The sequence below is a fragment of the Chryseobacterium sp. SIMBA_029 genome (genome assembly GCF_046535275.1).
Lineage (GTDB): Bacteria > Bacteroidota > Bacteroidia > Flavobacteriales > Weeksellaceae > Chryseobacterium.
This window is the reverse complement of the sequence record NZ_JAWRXA010000006.1, coordinates 303,912-324,576: the sequence shown is the minus strand read 5'-3', so window position 1 is coordinate 324,576 and position 20,665 is coordinate 303,912. Positions and strand designations below refer to the sequence as shown.

General features: G+C 36.1%; 21 protein-coding genes. 13 read left to right on the top strand and 8 right to left on the bottom strand.

What is annotated here, in order from left to right:
- The first annotated feature begins 94 nt into the window (after positions 1 to 94).
- On the top strand, positions 95 to 2,950 hold the full coding sequence (locus SB679_RS13405) for a M16 family metallopeptidase (RefSeq protein ID WP_410702812.1): 2,856 nt from the start codon (positions 95 to 97) through the stop codon (positions 2,948 to 2,950).
- 56 nt (positions 2,951 to 3,006) lie between these two features.
- On the opposite strand, the gene SB679_RS13400 is transcribed toward SB679_RS13405, so the two are convergent.
- Positions 3,007 to 3,591: a DUF3109 family protein gene (locus tag SB679_RS13400; protein ID WP_410702811.1), complete on the bottom strand. Its 585-nt coding sequence runs from the start codon at positions 3,589 to 3,591 to the stop codon at positions 3,007 to 3,009.
- Between the two features lie 6 nt (positions 3,592 to 3,597).
- Positions 3,598 to 4,503 (bottom strand): DUF6427 family protein, encoded by a 906-nt coding sequence (locus SB679_RS13395; RefSeq protein WP_410702810.1) that lies wholly within the window; start codon positions 4,501 to 4,503, stop codon positions 3,598 to 3,600.
- Between the two features lie 42 nt (positions 4,504 to 4,545).
- Between SB679_RS13395 and SB679_RS13390 the strand changes: the two genes are divergently transcribed.
- Positions 4,546 to 4,779: a hypothetical protein gene (locus SB679_RS13390; protein ID WP_034709929.1), complete on the top strand. Its 234-nt coding sequence runs from the start codon at positions 4,546 to 4,548 to the stop codon at positions 4,777 to 4,779.
- Between the two features lie 81 nt (positions 4,780 to 4,860).
- On the opposite strand, the gene SB679_RS13385 is transcribed toward SB679_RS13390, so the two are convergent.
- The 6 genes from SB679_RS13385 to SB679_RS13360 form a co-directional block, all read right to left on the bottom strand.
- A complete protein-coding gene (locus SB679_RS13385) occupies positions 4,861 to 5,298 on the bottom strand; it encodes a universal stress protein (protein ID WP_410702809.1) in 438 nt (145 codons plus the stop codon).
- Between the two features lie 59 nt (positions 5,299 to 5,357).
- Positions 5,358 to 5,963, bottom strand: a complete 606-nt coding sequence (locus SB679_RS13380) for a fumarylacetoacetate hydrolase family protein (protein ID WP_410702808.1) — start codon at positions 5,961 to 5,963, stop codon at positions 5,358 to 5,360.
- A 69-nt stretch (positions 5,964 to 6,032) separates the two neighbouring features.
- Positions 6,033 to 6,593 (bottom strand): hypothetical protein, encoded by a 561-nt coding sequence (locus SB679_RS13375; protein WP_410702807.1) that lies wholly within the window; start codon positions 6,591 to 6,593, stop codon positions 6,033 to 6,035.
- 11 nt (positions 6,594 to 6,604) lie between these two features.
- Complete coding sequence (locus tag SB679_RS13370; protein WP_410702806.1) at positions 6,605 to 7,003, bottom strand: hypothetical protein; 399 nt, start codon at positions 7,001 to 7,003, stop codon at positions 6,605 to 6,607.
- Between the two features lie 3 nt (positions 7,004 to 7,006).
- The gene (locus tag SB679_RS13365) at positions 7,007 to 7,771 is read right to left on the bottom strand and encodes an exonuclease domain-containing protein (RefSeq protein WP_317740928.1); all 765 of its coding nucleotides are present in this window, start codon (positions 7,769 to 7,771) and stop codon (positions 7,007 to 7,009) included.
- Between the two features lie 83 nt (positions 7,772 to 7,854).
- The gene (locus SB679_RS13360) at positions 7,855 to 8,565 is read right to left on the bottom strand and encodes a CDP-alcohol phosphatidyltransferase family protein (RefSeq protein ID WP_410702858.1); all 711 of its coding nucleotides are present in this window, start codon (positions 8,563 to 8,565) and stop codon (positions 7,855 to 7,857) included.
- 89 nt (positions 8,566 to 8,654) lie between these two features.
- Between SB679_RS13360 and SB679_RS13355 the strand changes: the two genes are divergently transcribed.
- From SB679_RS13355 to SB679_RS13305, 11 genes are all read left to right on the top strand, one after another.
- Positions 8,655 to 10,583 (top strand): LTA synthase family protein, encoded by a 1,929-nt coding sequence (locus tag SB679_RS13355; RefSeq protein ID WP_410702805.1) that lies wholly within the window; start codon positions 8,655 to 8,657, stop codon positions 10,581 to 10,583.
- A 151-nt stretch (positions 10,584 to 10,734) separates the two neighbouring features.
- A complete protein-coding gene (locus SB679_RS13350; RefSeq protein ID WP_410702804.1) occupies positions 10,735 to 11,154 on the top strand; it encodes a DUF2147 domain-containing protein in 420 nt (139 codons plus the stop codon).
- A gap of 98 nt (positions 11,155 to 11,252) precedes the next feature.
- Positions 11,253 to 11,750: an RNA polymerase sigma factor gene (locus SB679_RS13345; RefSeq protein ID WP_034709937.1), complete on the top strand. Its 498-nt coding sequence runs from the start codon at positions 11,253 to 11,255 to the stop codon at positions 11,748 to 11,750.
- 1 nt (position 11,751) lies between these two features.
- Positions 11,752 to 12,348, top strand: a complete 597-nt coding sequence (locus tag SB679_RS13340) for a hypothetical protein (RefSeq protein ID WP_410702803.1) — start codon at positions 11,752 to 11,754, stop codon at positions 12,346 to 12,348.
- Between the two features lie 110 nt (positions 12,349 to 12,458).
- On the top strand, positions 12,459 to 13,439 hold the full coding sequence (locus SB679_RS13335) for a pyruvate dehydrogenase complex E1 component subunit beta (RefSeq protein WP_034709939.1): 981 nt from the start codon (positions 12,459 to 12,461) through the stop codon (positions 13,437 to 13,439).
- A gap of 112 nt (positions 13,440 to 13,551) precedes the next feature.
- Complete coding sequence (locus SB679_RS13330) at positions 13,552 to 15,546, top strand: KUP/HAK/KT family potassium transporter (protein WP_410702802.1); 1,995 nt, start codon at positions 13,552 to 13,554, stop codon at positions 15,544 to 15,546.
- A 68-nt stretch (positions 15,547 to 15,614) separates the two neighbouring features.
- Positions 15,615 to 16,088 (top strand): Fur family transcriptional regulator, encoded by a 474-nt coding sequence (locus SB679_RS13325; RefSeq protein WP_034709941.1) that lies wholly within the window; start codon positions 15,615 to 15,617, stop codon positions 16,086 to 16,088.
- 3 nt (positions 16,089 to 16,091) lie between these two features.
- On the top strand, positions 16,092 to 17,837 hold the full coding sequence (locus SB679_RS13320) for an OstA-like protein (protein ID WP_410702801.1): 1,746 nt from the start codon (positions 16,092 to 16,094) through the stop codon (positions 17,835 to 17,837).
- A gap of 274 nt (positions 17,838 to 18,111) precedes the next feature.
- Positions 18,112 to 19,017 carry a hypothetical protein gene (locus SB679_RS13315; RefSeq protein WP_410702800.1) on the top strand — a complete coding sequence of 302 codons (906 nt, stop codon included), beginning with the start codon at positions 18,112 to 18,114 and terminating at the stop codon, positions 19,015 to 19,017.
- Between the two features lies 1 nt (position 19,018).
- A complete protein-coding gene (locus tag SB679_RS13310; RefSeq protein WP_410702799.1) occupies positions 19,019 to 19,846 on the top strand; it encodes a hypothetical protein in 828 nt (275 codons plus the stop codon).
- A gap of 2 nt (positions 19,847 to 19,848) precedes the next feature.
- Positions 19,849 to 20,625, top strand: coding sequence for a hypothetical protein (locus SB679_RS13305; RefSeq protein ID WP_410702798.1), 777 nt, complete (start codon positions 19,849 to 19,851; stop codon positions 20,623 to 20,625).
- The last annotated feature ends 40 nt before the right edge of the window (positions 20,626 to 20,665 follow it).

The window sequence follows — 20,665 nt, the reverse complement described above, 5'->3', positions numbered from 1 at the left end:
GATATATGTTTAATTTTAACTCAACTTTAACTATAATTTTAATATCACCTAGTGAAGAATTAATATTTTTAAGCTGAAAATAAAATTAAACTGTATGAACAAAATTATTTCTTCTTTTGCCGTCATTTTTTTAATGTCTGCACAAGGTTTTGCACAGAATATCCCTGCGGATCCTTCTGTGAAAACAGGTACACTTTCCAATGGAATGAAGTACTATATTAAGAAAAATACACTGCCGGAAAAGAAAGTGGATTTTCGTTTGGCTATCAACGCCGGATCTATTCTGGAAGATGAAAATCAGAGAGGACTCGCCCATTTCATGGAACACATGAACTTTAATGGAACCAAAAACTTTCCGGATAATAAATTAGTAGACTTTCTACAGTCTATCGGGGTGAAATTCGGACAGCACCTTAATGCTTATACCAGCTTTGATGAAACGGTATATATGCTTCCGGTTCCACTCGATAAACCAGGAAATCTGGATGCCGGATTAAAAGTAATGGAAGACTGGGCATTCAATGCTACACTTTCCGATGAGCAGATCAATAAAGAACGTGGAGTTGTTCTGGAAGAGCTGCGATTAGGACTGGGAGCAGACAAAAGAATGGAAGATAAATATTTACCTAAACTATTATATAAATCTCAGTATGCAGAAAGATTACCGATTGGTAAAAAAGAAATCCTTCAAAATTTCAAACCGGATGTGATCAGAAAGTTCCATCAGGATTGGTACAGACCGGATCTGATGGCCATTGTAGTGGTAGGAGACATCAATGTGGATGAAGTAGAAAAGAAAATCAAAGATAACTTCAGCAAGTATAAAAATCCTTCAAAACCAAGGGAGAGAAAAACTTTTGACCTTCCCAACCATAAAGAAACGCTGGTTGCGATAGAGACAGATCCTGATGCTACCAATTCTATGGTACAGTTTATCATGAAAGATACTGAAGCTTATACACCGGATGTTACAGTACAGCAGTATAACCAGAGTATGGTTGAGAATATTGCTACAACGATGCTGAACAACAGGTTAAGAGAATTAATCAATTCAGCAAATCCGCCGTTTACTTATGGTTCCGTGTACCATGGCGGAACCTATGCGAGAAGTAAAGAGGCTTTCCAGGGTTTTGCAATGGTAAAAGACGGAAATCAACTGAATGCTCTTAAAGTTTTGCTGGAAGAAGTAGAAAGAGCAAAAAGATTCGGATTTACTCAAACAGAGCTTGACAGAGCAAAGTCTCAGGTAATGTCTAATCTTGAAAGCTCTTACAATAACAGAAGTAAGACAGAGAGTGATATGCTGGTAGACGAATATGTAAGAAACTTCCTGGAGCAGGAACCGATGCCGGGAATTGCCTGGGAATATGAAGATGCAAAATCTTTCCTTCCTTCTATAACACTGGCGCAAACCAATGATGTTATTAAAAAAATGGTAAGAGACGATAGCAGGGTAATTGTGCTTACGGGGCCTAAAAAGGACAACATTACGATGCCTACAGAAGCTATGGTTCTGAATACATTTGAGTCAGTAAAAATGGCTGATCTTAAACCTTACGAGGAAAAAGCAACGATTAAAAATCTGGTAAAACCTTTCAAATCTGAGGGGAAGATTGCCAAAACGGAATCTGATGCCAAGCTGGGGACTACCACATGGACTTTAAGCAACGGAGCAAAAGTTACTTTCAAGAAAACAGATTTTAAAGACGACGAAATTGTATTTACAGCAAGAAGTTTAGGAGGAAATTCCATTATTCCGGATGCTGATTTTAATAAAACGCAATTTGCATTCTCTGCATTATCAGAAGCAGGAGTAAACGGATTTTCAAAATCTGATCTTACCAACTATCTCGCCGGAAAACAGGTTTCTGTAAATCCATCAATCGGACCTTTATCAGAAGGTATTTCCGGGAAAACAACACAGAAAGATCTGGGAACAGCTATGGAACTTATTTATGCCTATTTCACAGGATTAAACTACGATCCGGCAGCATTTAATGCCTATAAAGAAAAGCAGTCTGCTATGCTGAATAATTTAATGTCTAACCCGCAGTTTTACTTTTCAAGTGAACATGCAAAATTCATGAATCAGAAAAACCCGAGATTTATCGGACTGATTCCAATGGAAAAAGACTGGGCGAATACAGATTATAAAAAAGCATATGATATCTATAAAGAGAAATTTGCCAACGCAGGAAATTACCAGTTCTATTTTGTAGGAAATATTGATGAGGCTACTTTTAAAGATGAGGTCCTTCAATATATTGCAAGTCTTCCGTCAGCAGGAAAAACTACGACCTTCAAAGATACGGGTTACAGACAGGTAACGGGAGATTACACCAAAGTATATAAGAAAGGAAAAGATCCGAAGAGTTTGGTATCCATTACTTATAGTGGCGAGACTCCTTACGACGAAAAAGATGCGCTTGCTTTGTCTGCATTGGGTGAGGTGGCAACCATTAAGGTGATCGAAAAATTGAGAGAAGATGAAAGCGGTATTTATGGCGGCGGCGCACGAGGAGGAATGACTAAAATTCCTTTCAGTGCCTACAATTTCAGTATCAGCTTCCCATGTGGACCTGAAAATGCTGAAAAGCTAACAAAAAGTGCTGTTACCGAACTTCAGAAATTAATTGATAAAGGTCCTGATCAGAAAGACCTGGACAAGTACAAAGAAGGGGAGTACAATGATAATAAAACCCATCTGAAAGATAATATGTTCTGGATGAATGGCCTGGCTAAAAACCAGCTTGATGGAAGCGATAAATATGATATCCTGAACCATCAGGAGAAAGTAAAAGCACTTACCGTGAAAGATCTTCAGGATGTGGCTAAGAAATACCTTACAAAAGGTAGAATAACCGCGACACTGATGCCGGAAGACGGATGGGAAAATGCTAAAAAAGAAGACGCTCAACCCGCTGTTATTAAAGCAGGAGTTTCAAATTAAAGTAAATATAATTCCAAATAAAAACCGCAGACTGTTCTGGTCTGCGGTTTTGTATTTTAATTTCCATATTCTTTTTTCCATTCATCAGCTGCATCCGTCAGCACATCATAGAACTCTTCCCCATACTTTCTTATCAGGGGTGTTTTTAAGAATTTATACACCGGAACCTGAAGTTCTTTTCCTAGGGTACATGCATCGCTGCAAACATTCCACTCATGATAGTTCAGTGCCGTAAAAGAAGAATATTCTGTAATACGGATCGGGTACAGATGACATGAGATAGGCTTCTGCCATGTGATCGCTCCGTCTTCATAAGCTTTTTCAATACCACATTTTGTAATACCTCTTTCATCGAAAGTTACATACGCGCACTCACGGTCTTCCACCATAGGCGTTACATACATTCCGTCTGAAGGATCCGTTGTCCATGTCCCCTGTTCTTCAAGAGCCTTGACGCCTTCCTCAGTAAGATAAGGCTTAATTTTATCGAAAATACTATCTAAAATCTCAAGTTCATCTTTATCTAAGGGAGCACCTACATCCCCTTCCACACAACATGCACCCTTACATTTCGTAAGGTTGCAAACAAATTCTTCGGAAAATATTTCCTCAGAAATCAATTTATCGTCTATCTGAATCATAATTTTTTAAAATAAATCAAAATAAGTACCTGCTTTAAAGGTAATTAAACTAACAATAATAAGCCATAAACTTGCCTCACGCATCCAATACTTAGGTAGAAACCGCAGCATTCTGCTTAAAATAATACTGGTGGGAAAGGCTAAAAGCAATAAATACTCATAGCTCTTATTCATATATAAAATAATGCTAACCAACTGAGCTACTGAAAAAACAAGCAGGAACGTATACTTATATCTGCTTACCGGACTTTTCTTATTGTAATTTTTAAAATGATCATACACCGCATAAATGAGCATCAGCACAATAGGAATCAAAGGAAATAAATCCGTGTAATCCGTTACCAGTTTCATTTTTCTAAATGGGAAATAATCGATATTCCACGAAGTGAACCCAAAGAAAAACATAAGAGAAAAATAACTGAACGCAATCAAAACAGTTCCTAAAATAAACCTGAACAAATTCAGGCTGATCTTTTCCGAGGTAGCAATCACGTGAATAATTACAAAAACAGCCATAGGCCAGGTAGTAGGCAGAAAAATAAAATTTAATGCCACAATAGCTCCTACCAGCACATACGATTTTTTCCTGATATCTTCATCGGCACTTGTCAGCAGCATCAGCAGGAAAGAATTCGTAAGAAGAGAAACCGCAATACCAATGTCTAAATTTCCGGGATACAGCCCGAAAACAAAAAAGGTATACAGGAATAACGGCAGATGAGTCTGATAATTAAGCGCGATACTGTGAAAACAGAAATATCCCAAGGCAATTCCCAAAAATGTTATTCCGGCAACAATTGCTTCATACGTATTGAAATTCAGTATGTTAAATATTATTACTACTAAAAGAAGAAAACCAATATAAACAGGAATTGAAAAAATATTGCTTTCTTTTGAAAGTAATTTAAACATTTTTTATAAATTTGTACAAAGTTAATTTAAAAAAGGAAAATAATGACGTCTTTCTGGTTATTCTTAAGTAAAGTTTTCAAGTGGACCTTCGGGTTTTTTGAGACATTTGGAAATGTTTTAAACTGGATATTGTTCACCGTCTGCTGTGTAATGTTCATCTATTGGTGCTATGTATTGGTAGTAGGTCTTGGCGGAAATAAAGATAAGGACTATTTCTCTCCTACAGAAGGGAAGAATCCATATTATGATCCTGAAATTTATAAAAAAGAAGGTTAATTAATTGGTTATATAGTAAAAAACCGATCAGACTCTATGTTTGATCGGTTTTTTTATAATAACGATTAAAATTTAATTTCCTTAATTATGAATAGGAAGTACCAAAACAGGAATGCTGGAATCTTTTGTAATTCCTTTGGTTAAACTTCCTACAAATACATCATAAATTCCACTTCTTCCGTGGGAACCCATTACAATATAATCAGCATTTTTGGAACCTGCATATTCTAAAATGATATCCTTGGCAATGCCTTGTTTCAGAAGATGCTCGCAGTCTATATTCTGTGCAATAATCTGCTGCTCAATGGTATTAAGCTGAACCAATTCCTGTCTGATTTCGTTTTCTTCAACCTCTGGGAAATACTGGAACCCCATATCACCGATGGCGAATCCAATATCTGAAGGAGCAACATGGATGAGGAAAATTTTACCATTAAGTTGTTTTGCGAATTTAACGGCACCTTCTATAAGCTGCTCTGTTTTGTCCCCAAAATCTACGGGCACTACAATATTTATCATAACCTTTAATTTTGCTACTTAAAGATAAGAAAAAAACGCCAGAACACCTATTAAATTACCTATAATATTCTAATATCAATCACTTTTTCATCCCCAAGATATCCTTCCAGAATATCATTTTCGTTCACTTTGCCAACCCCTTTTGGAGTTCCCGTGAAAATAAGATCACCAACTCTCAGAGTAAAGTACTGCGAAACAAAAGCAATGATATCATCACAACTGAAGATCATGTCTTTGCTGTTGCCGTCCTGAACTTTCTCTTTGTTTTTTAATAATGAAAACTGAAGCGCTTCCAGATTATAATTTTCTTTTTTGAAAAAACTGCTTACCACAGCAGAACCATCAAAAGCTTTGGAAAGCTCCCACGGAAGCCCTTTAGACTTTAAATCACTTTGAAGATCCCTTGCTGTAAAATCAATACCTAAACCAATTTCTTCATAATGTTTGCCAGCTGATTCTTTCTGGATATATTTTCCGCCCTTTGAGATTTTTACCACCACTTCCAGTTCATAATGCACATCATCAGAGAATTCCGGAATGTAAAAATCATTTCCTTTTAAAACAGCTGTATCAGGTTTCATGAAGATCACAGGTTTGTCAGGAATTTCATTTCCCAACTCTTTGGCATGTTCACTGTAATTTCTTCCTATGCAGATAATTTTCATAATTCTTTTGTTATTTATTTTTTTGTCATCGGAGAGCGAAATGAAACCCTACGCAATGACATTGATAATTTATTGTATAATTCCTTTGAAATATCCTTTTCCTTCTACAAAATATTTTTCCGGGCCATATCTTTTTTGAATCTTGAGCTCTGCATATCCAAAAATAGAGTCTCCTTTTTTATAAGAATCTTTGTTAAGAACGAGCTTCGTATTTAGAATTTTATAATATTCTTCATCTTCAAACAGCGTAAAAGGTTTTATATTGTCTGTATAATGATAAGGAGAAACTTGGTACCTGTTATTGATAATATCAATACTATATCCGCCTCCGCTATATCCATCACCTGCAGAAAATGTTATTTTCAAAAAAGGATTATTTGATAAATGACAGTTAAAATATTCACCTTCCAGACTATCTGTTTTTACTCTGAAATTATTTGTTTTAATCTCATCACTTTCCCCTCCAAAAATAGACTCCTGTTTTTGATGGTCAAACGTTTTATAAATGGTTTGTTTAGATAAATTTTCGTCAATGGTAATACTGTTCCATGTAATATAAAAATACCCAATAAGAAGAATAAGTATTGAGAAAATACCAATGAAGATAAACTTAAGGATTCGCTTAGGCATCTTCATATCATCTAACGTGTAAACTCATTCCCGCAATAATAACAGATAAATTTATGGCTTGTCAGAATAGAAATTCCGAAAAAACTTGTAGCGCTATCATCTCTGTAAATATGATTGGAATTGCATTTTGGACATACAAAATCGAACTCAGGGTTTTCAATAGTATGCTCTACTTCCAGAGAAAATTGTTCGTTGTCTTTATAATCCTGTAAAACCTCCTTTGCTTTTTCAGTGTCTTCCTCAAAAACCTGCAGCTGGATACCGCCTACCGCCTGAGAAAGCAGCCAGTCGGACTGGATAAGCAGTTCATTAGCAATAAAGCTGTTGACCCCGTTTTCAGCCAGAATCTGTTTGTCTCTGTTGGCTTCAAGAGCAGTTTCGTAGAATTTAAAACGAACTAATTTTGACATTTTTTAAAATTTACTTGACAATTGAATCTTTGTGAAGACTTTCTTCGTGTATAGTGGAAAATCAGCATTCTGAAGCCATCCGAAATAACCTAAATCCTTCTGAAATACTGCCTTTACTACCTGTCCCTTATATTTTCCAAAATTGAACACCTCTTCCATCTTTTCATTATAACCGATAAGCCCGGCAAGATCAGCATTCTTGTTATGGAAGGTAAACTCGCTCAAAGCAGCAATCTCATTGGGAAGATCATCATATTTACCCACCTGGGCATCCAGCACATCAAAAGTAGCCATTACATCAGCCTCTGCAGAATGTGCATTTTCCAATGTTTTTCCACAGTAAAACTGATACGCTGCCCCAAGATTTCTGGGTTCTTTTTTATGAAAGATCGTCTGTGCATCCACTAACTTGAATTTACTTAGATCAAAATCCATACCTACTCTTAAAAGTTCTTCAGCCAATAACGGAACATCAAACCTGTTGGAATTAAAACCTCCTAAATCAGCCCCTGCAATCATTTCCATCACTTTGGAAGCAATATCTTTAAAAGTAGGAGCATCTTTTATATCTTCATCATAAATTCCGTGGATCTCACTGGTTTCTTTAGGAATAGGCATTTCCGGGTTGATGCGCCATGTTTTGCTTTCTCTCGAAGCATCAGGATTCACCTTTAAGATACAGATCTCAACAATCCTGTCTTTTCCAATGTTTGTTCCAGTGGTTTCCAGGTCAAAAATACAGAGCGGTTTATATAATTTTAAGTTCATTTTTTTAATTTTTATAATTTGATTGTCAGCGGATAGGCAAAGTCTAACCCTGAAATGTAATATCGAAGTCTACTATATGAAATCTACCCAAGCTGTCTCTGGAAGACCAATGATACCAGAATGTAATAAATAACAAGCATCGGGATTCCTACAATCTGGAATATCGCTAAAATGGCAATTCCACCAATAAGTAATACAGCTTTCGGATAATTATCTTTCAGTTTTTTGGATTTGAATTTCATAGCCATCATTTTTATCGGACTTATTAAAAGCCATGAAGTAAGGATGGTTAAGAGTACCAATAACAATGGGCTTTCAAACAGAAAGCTGAAAGCATTCGTTTCTTTAAATGCATAATATAATCCGAATAATAAGACTGTATTGGTGGGAGTATTCAATCCTTTAAAATAATACCGCTGCTCCTCATCAAGATTAAAAATAGCAAGCCTCAGGCAGGAGAAAACCGTCACCAGAAGACCAATGTATTGTATTTCAAAAGGAAAATGCAATCCAAGGAGTTCATTTCCAGGGCCTAATGCAGCGTACATCGTAAGTCCCGGAATCAATCCAAAACTCACCATGTCGGCAAGAGAATCGAGCTGGAGCCCGAGGTTTGAATTAGAATGGACAGCCCTAGCTACAAATCCATCAAAAAAATCAAAGATAGAAGAGAGGATAAGGCAGATGGCAGTCGTTTGATAATCACCTAAAATAAGATGGATCGCCCCAACGCATCCGGAAAATAAATTCCCGAGGGTGAGCAAATTGGCAAGATTATTTTTTATGAAATTCATGGCAACAAAAATACAGTTTTTCAAAATTTTATCCTGAAATATTATGAAGGAAAAAATACATTAATATGATTTTGATGTAAATTTGCCGAATGAAATTTTTTAAAGAATTTAGAAAACAAGAAGTTCTGGTCCTTCTATACCGGATTTTCTTAGCATATGTTTTTTATCAGATTGCCCGGCTTTTGTTTTGGTATTTTAATAAAGAGCTCATAAAAGTGGATTCAGTTTCAGATTATTTCAATCTGGCATTTCATGGAACCGCCTTCGATACGACCGCGATTCTCTATGTGAATGCGCTCTTTATCCTGCTGAGCATTATTCCTATCATTATCAATACAAAGAAAGGATATCAGAAGGTTTTGTTCTGGCTGTATTTCATTACCAATGGGATTGCTTATGCCATGAACTTCGGCGATTTCATTTATTATAAATTTTCACAGGCAAGATTAACGTCTACCGCTCTGGATGTCGCCAAACATGAATCCAATGTGGGGAAAGTTTTTATGGTTTCCGTAGGACAGCACCCTTTTGTACTTATATGGTTTATTGTTTTAATGGGAGTTTGGGTTTTTCTCTATAAAAGAGTAAAAATTACCGAACGAAAGCCTGTACAGCTTATTCCTTACTTTATCTGGTCTGTTGTCATGCTTTGTGCTACTGCTATTTTAGTGGTTGGCGGAATCCGTGGCGATTTCAAGCACAGTACAAGACCTATTAATTTAGTGGATGCCAACCGTTTTGTAACCAATCCGATTCAGGGAAATATTGTATTGAACAGTACATTTTCATTTTTCAGAACCTTAGGAACAAATAATTTTAAAGAAGTTCATTTTGTAGACGAAAAATATATAGATGACAATATTCAGCCTTATAAAATGTATGACAGGAAGGTGGAAAACCGTCCCAATATTGTCATTTTTATTGTAGAATCTTTTGGACGAGAATATTCAGGAGCGTTCAATAAAGATAAAAATATCAAAGATTATGTTTCATATACTCCTTTCATAGACAGCCTTGCCGGACAAAGTTTAATTTTTCCGAATACATTTGCCAATGGAAGACAGTCTATTCATGGGATGAGCAGTGTATTTGCAGGCATTCCGAGCCTTACGGATGCGTTTACCAGTTCGCCATATTCCAATCAGAAAATTCAGTCTATTGTTTCTGTGTGTAATGAGTTGGGATACGATACTTCGTTTTATCATGGGGCACCGAATGGATCTATGGGATTCTTAGGATTTGGAAATATCTTAGGATTTAAACATTATTTCGGTAAAACGGAATACAATAACGATGCAGACTTCGACGGAATGTGGGCGATATGGGATGAACCGTTTTTACAGTATTTTGCAAAGAATGTAGGGAAGAAACAGCCGTTTATGACCACTGTTTTCACGGCTTCATCGCACCATCCGTTTAAAATCCCGGAAAAGTATAACGGTAAATTTAAAAAAGGAAAAATAGAAATGCATGAACCGATACAGTATACGGATTATGCCATTAAGAAATATTTTGAAACTGCTAAAAAAGAACCTTGGTTCAACAATACGATATTTGTATTCACGGGAGATCATACCAACCAGATTTATTATTCGGAATATGAGAAACCGATGAATCGTTTTGCCGTTCCGCTTATTTTTTACTCTCCAAATCCGGCCTACCAACTCAAAGGAGTGAACCCTGAAGTGGCGCAGCAGATTGACATTTATCCTACGCTGGCAGATTTGATCGGCTATGACAAGAAAATAAGAAGCTGGGGAAGGAGTTTGGTGAGCGACAAGAAATATCCTGCCATTATTGTGAATTCAGACGGTTCTTCAGAGCAGTTTATCATCGGGAACTATATCTATCGCTTTGATGGAAAAGAAATCGGTGGAGTTTATGATAAGAGCGATCTTGGGCTTGAAAATAATCTTATGAATAAACTTAAGAGCCCTGAAGTAGAATCAGGAAAGCTGATGGCAAAAGCATGGTATCAGGATTATATGAACAGAGTAATCAATAGAAAGCTCAACTAATGTTGAGCAGCTGTTTAAATTAATAAGTTGGTATATCTATTGTTATATATGTGAAGGATAATAAAAGTTTTTGTTTGTTTGAAATTAATTTATATTTTTAGCATTAAATAGATAACAAAAATATTTTATTAGAATCAAAACAATAAAAAATATGAAAAAATTATTATTAACATTCGTACTTTCATTATTTGGTGTACTTTCTTTTGCGCAAATAGAAGGTAAATGGAAGACAATAGATGATGAAACCAAACAGGCGAAATCAATTGTAGAAATCTATAAAAAGGCAGACGGAAGCTATTATGGTAAAGTATCTCAACTGCTTATAAAGCCTGCAGATCCTAATTGTACGGTATGTAAAGATGACAGAAAAGGAAAGCCTATTTTGGGGCTGGAAATCATCAGAGGACTGAAAAAAGACGGTGACGAATTTACCGGTGGAACGATTACAGATCCTAAAACAGGTAAAACATACAAGTGTACGATTACAAGAACCGGAGATAAACTGAATGTAAGAGGATATGTGGGAATCTCGTTAATGGGAAGAACACAGACCTGGCAAAAAGTAAACTAATCAGGTTACAATACATAAGAAGACGGCATTTCAGCAATGAGATGCCGTTTTTTTTTGAAAAAAGTGTAACGAAAATAAAATTTTCACACTCATAAAGTATGAACTCAGATTTGGAAAAAACATTTGTGGATTTTTTTAAACCGAACCAAAGGCTTATTCATAAGATATGCAGAATATATACCGATAATACAGAAGACCATGAAGATCTTTTTCAGGAAATTACTATTCAGCTATGGAAATCCTTTCCCGGCTTTAAAGGAGATGCTAAATTTTCTACCTGGATGTACCGTGTTGCTCTGAATACAGCGATTACTCTTTTTAAAAAACCGCAGAAAAAAGAACTTAAGCAGTCAGAAGTAGATTTTTCCACTCTCAAAATAGAATATGAAGCTTATGAAGATGATGAATATAAATTAAAGAAGATGTACCTGGCAATCTATCAGCTTTCTGATATTGAAAAAGCATTGATCATGATGTACCTGGAAGATAAGCCTTACAGAGAAATTGGAGAAATTCTTGGAATTACAGAAGGAAATGCAAGAGTGAAAATGAATAGAGCCAAAAATAATTTAAAACAAAAAATAAACGCAGGATAAAATGGACGAATTAGAACTTTTAAAAAAAGACTGGAATAAAGATTCTGATGAATTTACAATATATTCAGAACAGGAAATCTATAAAATGATACAGAAAAATTCTACATCAGCGGCCAAGTTTTTATTTCTGATAGGCCTGGCAGAAATGCTTATATGGACGGTATATGGATATTTCTATCATCAGTTTCCTGTAGAAAGAACGGTTGTATTCCTTGTTTTCTTTGTACTGGTAATCTATTTATACCAAAGAATGAAAGCTGAATCTACCAGTATTGCATTAATGAAAACGATTTTAAACCTAAGGAATACTATTTTAGGATATGCAGGAATATCCTTATTATTAATTATTGTGGATAATATATTTCATTTTAATGAGTATACCAGAGATTTTATGGCAGGTATTCATGATGGTGGAAGTGGAAATCCTTACAGAACTACCCATCCGGATACTTTTGTTCCTGAATTTGGAAATTATGTAATTTTTGGAATCGTATTGTTTGTGGTGCTTTGTTTATTATATGTGATCTATAAAAAAACATACGGAAAAGTTCTGGCCAATCTTAAGAAAAATTATAAAGAATTAAGCAGAGCGGAATAAAATTGAGTATAAATAAAATTTATGAAGGCATTACAGTCAATGTGATTCCTTTTTTATGATGTGTATAATAAAAAATCACTATTTTTGTACTCTAAATTTTTCAAATAAATATGGCAGAATATACTTTTCGTGAGGTAATTGCACAGGCAATGAGCGAGGAAATGCGTAAAGACGAATCCATCTTTTTAATGGGGGAGGAAGTTGCAGAATACAATGGTGCATATAAAGCTTCAAAAGGGATGCTGGATGAGTTTGGCCCTAAAAGAGTAATCGATACACCTATTGCAGAACTTGGTTTTACAGGGATTGCGGTAGGAGCAGCAATGAATGGTAACAGACCGATTGTAGAATATATGACGTTCAATTTCTCATTGGTAGGTATTGATCAGATTATCAATAATGCAGCGAAAATCCGTCAGATGAGTGGTGGTCAGTGGAACTGTCCGATCGTTTTCCGTGGTCCTACTGCTTCTGCAGGTCAATTAGGAGCTACGCACTCTCAGGCTTTTGAAAACTGGTTTGCGAATGTTCCGGGGCTTAAAGTAGTGGTTCCTTCCAACCCTTATGATGCAAAAGGATTGTTGAAAACAGCGATCCAGGATAATGATCCTGTGATCTTTATGGAATCTGAGCAGATGTATGGTGATAAAATGGAAATTCCTGAAGAAGAGTACTACTTGCCAATCGGAAAAGCAGATATTAAAAGAGAAGGTACAGATGTTACTTTAGTTTCTTTCGGAAAAATCATGAAGTTAGCTATTCAGGCAGCTGAAGATATGGCTAAAGAAGGGATTTCTGTAGAAGTTATCGATCTTAGAACCGTTCGTCCTTTGGATTTTGATACTGTTTTAGCATCCGTAAAGAAAACAAATAGATTAGTTATCTTAGAAGAAGCTTGGCCATTTGCCTCTATTTCTTCTGAAATTACTTATATGGTACAGCAGAAAGCATTCGATTATCTGGATGCTCCTATCAAGAGAATTACGACTCCTGATGCTCCTGCTCCTTATTCAGCTGCATTATTTGCAGAATGGTTCCCTAAACTTGAAAAAGTAAAAGAGGAAATTAAAAAAGCAATGTACGTTAAATAACGATAGAGAAAAACTTCCGAAAGGAAGTTTTTTCATTTATTCTATGCATGAAGAATAGTTCATGAGGTCGTAAATTTAGTATAAATTTGCGCGTTTAAATAAATTAGCTGATATGGCAGAAGTTACAGAAGGTGGTCATCATTTTGACATTAAAAAACTTTCTTTTATTGGAATTCTAGTCTCTTTAGGAATTGTTTTCGGAGATATCGGGACATCCCCGCTTTACGTAATGAAAGCAATTGTAAACGCAAGAGACGTAGGCAGTAATATGCCTTTCAATGAATATATAGAGGGTGCACTTTCCTGCATTATCTGGACACTTACTCTTCAAACTACTGTAAAGTACGTGATCATTGCTTTAAGAGCAGACAACAAAGGGGAAGGGGGTATTTTGGCCTTATTTTCTCTTGTTAAAAACCTTAAAAAGCGCTGGCTGTATCTTATTGCTATTATAGGCGCTGCAGCTCTTGTTGCTGATGGGGTGATTACACCTTCACTTACAGTAATGTCCGCCATTGAAGGTCTTGAGATTTACAATCCTCATACACCTGTGGTTCCTATTACCATTGGAATTCTCATTTTAATCTTTGTAGTACAGCAATTTGGAACCAGTTTTATCGGGAAATTTTTTGGACCTGTAATGGTTGTCTGGTTTTTAGTCTTAGGAGGGCTGGGAGTAATGCATTTAAGTGAAAACTTTGAAATTTTAAGATCTTTCAATCCTTACTATGCCTATAAACTTATCGCCCATTCTCCTAGTGCAATTGTTATCCTGGGTGCAGTTTTCCTTTGTACAACAGGGGCAGAAGCTCTTTATTCGGATTTAGGACATTGTGGTGCTAAAAATATCAGAGTAAGCTGGGCCTTTGTTAAGATCATGCTTATTTTAAACTATTTAGGACAAGGAGCTTGGTTATTAACCAATTATGGAAAACCTGGATTTTCCGTAGTGAATCCATTTTTTGGAATCATGGAAGAATGGATGATCGTACCTGCGGTAATTTTAGCTACTGCGGCGGCAATTATTGCCAGTCAGGCATTGATTACCGGATCTTTCACCATTTTCTCAGAAGCTATGTCTCTTAATCTGTGGCCTAATCAAAAAATTGATTATCCATCAGGGGTTAAAGGACAAATGTATATTCCCAGAATTAACTGGGGACTTCTTATTTTATGTATTATCGTGGTTCTCCACTTTAGAGAATCCGGTAAGATGGAAGCGGCATATGGACTGTCCATTACAGTGACGATGCTGATGACAACCTTATTATTAGTGTTCTGGCTGCTCAAACACAGAGTCAATAAACTGTTGATTTTGCTTTTTGCCATGGTGTATATGTCTATTGAATTAGGATTCTTCAGTGCTAATATCATTAAATTCTTTGAAGGTGGTTGGATTACCGTAATATTAGCCGGATTCATCGGAGTTTGTATGTATGCCTGGTATAACGGAAGATTAATTAAAACCAAATTCATCAATTTTGTAAAGATCGACAGCTATGTTTCGATCATCAAGGATATGAAACTGGATGAAACAATCCCTAAGTACGCCACCAATCTTGCTTATCTGAGCAGAGCCAAAAGAAATGATGAAGTAGAATCTAAGATTATTTATTCTATCATCAAGAAACAACCAAAAAGAGCTGATCATTACTTTATATTAAGTATTGTCAACCAGGAAGATCCGTATACTTTTAAATACACCGTTGATGAAATTTTACCGGGAACAGTATATAAAATCAACTTCCTGTTAGGATTTAAAGTGGATCGTAGAATTAATGACTATTTTAATATGGTCCTGAAAGATCTGATGGCTGATGGCACGATTCCTTCAAGAAGCAGCCATCCATCGTTAAGAGCTCATAATATTCCTCCGGATCTGAAATATGTGGTCATAGATAACACCTATATCAACGATATACTTCTGACGGTTAAACAGAAAATTACCCTTAATATCTACAATTTCGTTAAATATATAGGCAGCGATGACTTCAAATCATGGGGTGTTACTTCACACAATGTAGTGGTGGAATCTGCTCCTATTACGGAATTAACCGTGTATGACAACAAAATTGAGCAGGCTGAATTTTTACGTCACAACAGTTAATATCCTTTAACAAAACTGTCTAATATGTATTTAAATAAAAATCAATAAATTTGTAGATAATTTTTTTGATGGATACTATACAAAAAGAAAAAAATATTGCTTTAATAAAAGATGTTTTAAGAAACTATTTATTAGAAAAAGGTTTCAGAAATACACCTGAGCGATACACGATATTGGAAGAAATCTATAATATGGATCACCACTTTAATGTGGATGATCTGTATTTATTGATGATGCAGAAAAAATATCATGTTTCGAAAGCAACTATTTACAATACTATTGAAATTTTCCTTGATGCAGGCCTTATACGCAAGCATCAGTTTGGAGAAAAAACACTGACTTCTTCATCTTACGAGAAATCTTATTTTGATAAACAACATGATCACCTGGTCATTTACAAAAAAGATTCAGATAAAGAAATTGAAGAAATCATCGAATTCTGCGACCCCCGAATTCAAGGAATTAAAGAAGCAATTGAAGATGCATTTGGCGTAAAAATTGATTCTCATTCGCTGTATTTTTATGGCACTAAGAATGATTAATCAATGAGAATAGTCCTTTTTCTGTTAATTTTTATTTCAACCTTCAATTTTGCACAGGACACGAAGCCGCCTGTGCAGAGGGATCCTTATTTACAAACACCGATAAAAGCTAAGCCGGTACCATCAAAACCCGAAGACAAAGTAAGGATCATCCATGCAGATGAGGTCAAGAAAAGTCTCGATAAATATAATGGGAATCAATATCTGACCGGCCATGTACAGATAGAGCATCAGGGTTCTATTCTTGCAGCGGATGAAGTGGTGATCTATGATGAGGAGAATTTTGTAAAGGCAATAGGCAATACAAAACTTCAAAACACAGACGGATCCGTCATTACTGCCGGCGAGATGGAATATGATGCCAATACCCAAAAAGGAGTTGCCCGTAAAAATGTAGTTCTTACCGATCCGAAAGGCACCGTTATTAAGACTGAAACAATGTATTATGACAGAATTTCAAATCAGGCTTATTACAACACGGGGGGAACGATTAATGATGGTAAAAGTATAACCTATGCAAAATCTGCAACTTATTTTCTAACAACGCGTATTATCGATCTTACTGGAAGAGTAAAAATTGAAGATGCTCAATATATTTTGGAAGGAGATAATGTTGTTCAGAACCAAAGTACAAATATTGTTGATATCAATGGACCTACAACAATTACCAATAAAAAGGATCCTAAAAACCGTATTGTCACAGATAAAGGAAATTATAACACAAACACTAAAGAAGCTTTTTTATATAAAAACTCGAGAGTGTTCTATAATGATAAGATTCTTACAGGTGACACCATGTACTTCAATCAACTTACAGGATTTGGAAAGGCAACAGGGAATGTAACCCTGGATGACCCAAAAGAAAGGAGATTTATAAAAGGAGGGTATGGAGAAATTTTCGAAAAGAAAGACTCTTCTATGATGACCAAAAATCCTTACGCTGTAAAAGCTTTTGAAAAAGACTCTATCTATTTCGCAGCAGAAAAAATCATATCCTATCAGAAGCCAGATGCTTTGGATATTAAGGTGAAAAAAAGTTTTCTGCGAGCTTATAAAAAAGCAAGGTTTTATAAATCAAATGCTCAGGGAAGAGCAGATTCCATAGCGTTCAATGAAACAGACGGAATCATGCACATGTATACAAAACCAATCCTCTGGAGCGGTGAAAAACAGGTAACCGGTGATAAAGTAGAAGCATATTTTAATACCGCAACCGAAGATCTTGACTCCCTGAAAGTCATTGGAAATGCTTTTGCAATAACTAAAGTTGATTCATTAACTCTTAAAGATGAATTCAATCAGGTGAAAGGGAAGTATATGACGGTCTACTACGAAAAAAATGATATTAAAGAAGCAAGAGTAGTTGGGAATGCCCAGTCAATTGCGTATGTAGATGATGTCAATAAGGAAACTAAGCAACCGGAGCGGATAGGGATTACCCTTTCTACCTGTGGTATTATTGGTGCCCTTTTTGAAGAAAAAGCATTGCAAATCATTTCTTGCAGTATTGGAGCCAATTCCGATACCTATCCAATGAGCAGGATAGAGCCGGCGAAAAGAAAGTTTACTGATTTTAACTGGAATACTAAAGACCGGATCCGAAAATGGCAGGATATATTGGTGGATTCTCCTAATTATGAGGAAATTAAATATACCTCGGATGATAAACTATATAACCAGGCTCAGGAAGCAATAGAAAAAGCGCAAGCTAAGGAAGAAGCTAAAAAACCGAAGCGAACCAGAAAATAATTTTTACCAAATAATAAAAATCACCATTTCAAACAAAGAAATGGTGATTTTTTTTGACTTAAAATGGAAATAAAGGGCTGACTTTTTTCAATAAAATGACTTTTTCTCAGCCAATAAAAATGTATTTTGTGAATTATTTTATAATCAAAATCCGCAGTATCACAGCGAAAATTCTACTTTTTGAAAAATTTATTTATGTTTCAGTTTTATTTTTATGCAGAAAAAGATTTATCGAACTATAATTTTCTTTAAATTTAAGTAACATAAAATCAAAATGAAAACAAACTTTATTCTTATGGTTATTTTATTGTGTAACATAAAGGCCATTGCACAGGTTGGGATTTCGAAAGACCTGACGTTTCAACCAGATTCCAGGACACTACTTCACGTAAAACAAGACGATTATGCCGCCCGATTGCCCAGGGCTAATACAGCAACAGTACTTCCCGCTTCTGCTGTAGGTACAACAGGAAGTGGAACCCAGGGTTCGATCATTTTTAATAGTGAGACCGGGAGCGTTGTGCAGAATGACGGAACAACATGGAAAATATCAGATCCTATTGTTTCAGTAATGAAAAATAATAAAATGAGCCGTTTTGTAAGATCCGGAAATGTCACAACGAGTTGCGGAACCTGTGGATTAGCCTGTGCTCTTACTGTAAAGACGTGCACAGCTGCCAATATTAATTTCACCACCAGCACTCCGAGTTTCAACGAGATCTCAACGGATGTTTCACTGGCGGCCGCCACCAGTAATGTTATCAACATCAATACGAAAGGTTTATACAAAGTATCTTTCAAAAGTGGAACCGTTGATATAAGTACACCGCTTTGTGTAGGAGTTGTAATCAACCTGCAGTCAAAACTCGGTCTCGAATTGAGTACTACAGCCGATCCAACCTGGAGACCCATCAATAATACATCTAGCAGCTCTACAGCAGGAGCGCTCTCTGTAAGCAGTCTGCTTCCGGGATCTATTGATGTGGGACAGTCACTAGCGTTTACCTATGTGGGAGTTTTTAATGCCGGAGATAAACTGAGACTTACCCTTGCGGGAAGCCAGGATATAGGAAGCGGTATTTGTACAGGAGCATTGGGAGGCAATAATATGTCTTTTTCGATGACTACAGCAGGAAATGCGATATCTGAAGTTATTGTTGAAAAAATAAACATGCAATAAGATGAAAAGAATTATTTTAATTATAGCACTCTTTTTTCAATATTCCTTTCATGCTCAAGTTGTTATTGGGAGTGAAATCAGTAGTAATAAAAATATATTGAAAATTCAAGACGGAACAAGGGGAGTCATACTTCCTTACTCCAATATCTATACATCGTTTCCAAGATACAATGCTTCGGCACCGGATGTATTTGATGATTATGCTAATCTTACCGGGAGTTTGATCTATAACAAGAATGATGATCAATATTATAAATATGACGGGTATTCATGGAATCCTGCCAGACAAATACAAGGGATTTATCAGCCTAAAGGATCCAGATTGGGAATTTCTGCCGGAATCACAATTCCGTGTATATCATTTGGAATAGGATTTTGTTTTGCGGGAGGCACTCCAAGCTATCTTGCACCAGACAACAAGAGCCAGGTCCTGGTGGATAATCTGTTATTAAAAAATCCAAGTTCAGTAACGGTAAAAACAGCTGGAATTTATGATGTAGGAGTAGCTTTAGGCTTTACAGGCGGGAGTTTCGGAGCGCAGGCGGGTGTTACTGAGTTTAAATTAACACTGCAGGTGAAATATACACCGGCTTCAGACTGGGAAACGGTTGTTTCAAAATCTAACTATTCTATAGTTTTCATTATTGATACCCAGGGGAACAAATCTTCAAGTTTTGCCCAGACCATTTCACTGCCTGCAGGAGCAGAACTGAGAGTTGTTCCTTCGATAAGTTCCAATGCCATTTCAGGAGGTGCTTTATCAGCATACGGAACAGACACAAATTCCATTAACTCGTACATCGCTGCACGTTTAATTAAAGCCTATTAATCATGAAAAAATATATATACTGCTTGTTTTTATTTACCATAAGTATGTACAATGCACAGGTAAATTTTACCAATATTCCCAATCCGGATTCTAACGCCAGCGGAAATGATAAGGTAATGATGTATGTCACCAATACCAGTGAGGCAACCGGAGTAAAAGGTTTTGGTCTTCCCGCTGTTGAAACTCCGACAGACCTCCCTTATACAGGAGTAAATGCACCATCAGTAAGTATAGACGTTTTAAAAGGAATGCTGATTTTTGTAAAAAGTACAGGAGAAGCAATGGTTTTTGACGGACTTGTTTGGAGTAAGGCTTTTGAAGTGGAATCTGATAATATTTCACGGTTTCAGATCAATTCTGTTTCTACGACTTCTGGATCTGTGCTGCTGCCTATTAATTCTTTAATAGACAAGCCTAATTTTTTAGCAGATCCATTAAAACTGAAAACCAATGTAGCAGTAAGCGGTGCTAACCTCAATAGGCTGTATATACGGCAGACAGGTTTATACAGAATAAATTTAAATATAAACTTTACAGGTCCTGCGGGATCATTCAGCAGCAGATTAGGGGCAGGCTTGTATGTGAACGATGCTCAAAGATTTCAACTGCTGGAAAATACGGTAAACTTTGACGGAACAAACAGAAAAATTAATCTTGACTTTTCTGTATATGTCGTGCAGGGGCAATATATAACCCTGGAGGCCGTTTCAGAAGTCGGAGGAACAACCTCTTATACTGTTACAAACAACAGCTATGTAACCGTAGAAAAAGTTTTATAATCAATAATAAACACATCAATATATTACCATCAAATGGTAT

Coding starts and splice junctions, on each gene's coding strand:
- SB679_RS13405 (WP_410702812.1), top strand. CDS start 95: ATGAACAAAATTATTTCTTCTTTTGCCGTCATTTTTTTAATGTCTGCA.
- SB679_RS13400 (WP_410702811.1), bottom strand. CDS start 3,591: ATGATTCAGATAGACGATAAATTGATTTCTGAGGAAATATTTTCCGAA.
- SB679_RS13395 (WP_410702810.1), bottom strand. CDS start 4,503: ATGTTTAAATTACTTTCAAAAGAAAGCAATATTTTTTCAATTCCTGTT.
- SB679_RS13390 (WP_034709929.1), top strand. CDS start 4,546: ATGACGTCTTTCTGGTTATTCTTAAGTAAAGTTTTCAAGTGGACCTTC.
- SB679_RS13385 (WP_410702809.1), bottom strand. CDS start 5,298: ATGATAAATATTGTAGTGCCCGTAGATTTTGGGGACAAAACAGAGCAG.
- SB679_RS13380 (WP_410702808.1), bottom strand. CDS start 5,963: ATGAAAATTATCTGCATAGGAAGAAATTACAGTGAACATGCCAAAGAG.
- SB679_RS13375 (WP_410702807.1), bottom strand. CDS start 6,593: ATGCCTAAGCGAATCCTTAAGTTTATCTTCATTGGTATTTTCTCAATA.
- SB679_RS13370 (WP_410702806.1), bottom strand. CDS start 7,003: ATGTCAAAATTAGTTCGTTTTAAATTCTACGAAACTGCTCTTGAAGCC.
- SB679_RS13365 (WP_317740928.1), bottom strand. CDS start 7,771: ATGAACTTAAAATTATATAAACCGCTCTGTATTTTTGACCTGGAAACC.
- SB679_RS13360 (WP_410702858.1), bottom strand. CDS start 8,565: ATGAATTTCATAAAAAATAATCTTGCCAATTTGCTCACCCTCGGGAAT.
- SB679_RS13355 (WP_410702805.1), top strand. CDS start 8,655: ATGAAATTTTTTAAAGAATTTAGAAAACAAGAAGTTCTGGTCCTTCTA.
- SB679_RS13350 (WP_410702804.1), top strand. CDS start 10,735: ATGAAAAAATTATTATTAACATTCGTACTTTCATTATTTGGTGTACTT.
- SB679_RS13345 (WP_034709937.1), top strand. CDS start 11,253: ATGAACTCAGATTTGGAAAAAACATTTGTGGATTTTTTTAAACCGAAC.
- SB679_RS13340 (WP_410702803.1), top strand. CDS start 11,752: ATGGACGAATTAGAACTTTTAAAAAAAGACTGGAATAAAGATTCTGAT.
- SB679_RS13335 (WP_034709939.1), top strand. CDS start 12,459: ATGGCAGAATATACTTTTCGTGAGGTAATTGCACAGGCAATGAGCGAG.
- SB679_RS13330 (WP_410702802.1), top strand. CDS start 13,552: ATGGCAGAAGTTACAGAAGGTGGTCATCATTTTGACATTAAAAAACTT.
- SB679_RS13325 (WP_034709941.1), top strand. CDS start 15,615: ATGGATACTATACAAAAAGAAAAAAATATTGCTTTAATAAAAGATGTT.
- SB679_RS13320 (WP_410702801.1), top strand. CDS start 16,092: ATGAGAATAGTCCTTTTTCTGTTAATTTTTATTTCAACCTTCAATTTT.
- SB679_RS13315 (WP_410702800.1), top strand. CDS start 18,112: ATGAAAACAAACTTTATTCTTATGGTTATTTTATTGTGTAACATAAAG.
- SB679_RS13310 (WP_410702799.1), top strand. CDS start 19,019: ATGAAAAGAATTATTTTAATTATAGCACTCTTTTTTCAATATTCCTTT.
- SB679_RS13305 (WP_410702798.1), top strand. CDS start 19,849: ATGAAAAAATATATATACTGCTTGTTTTTATTTACCATAAGTATGTAC.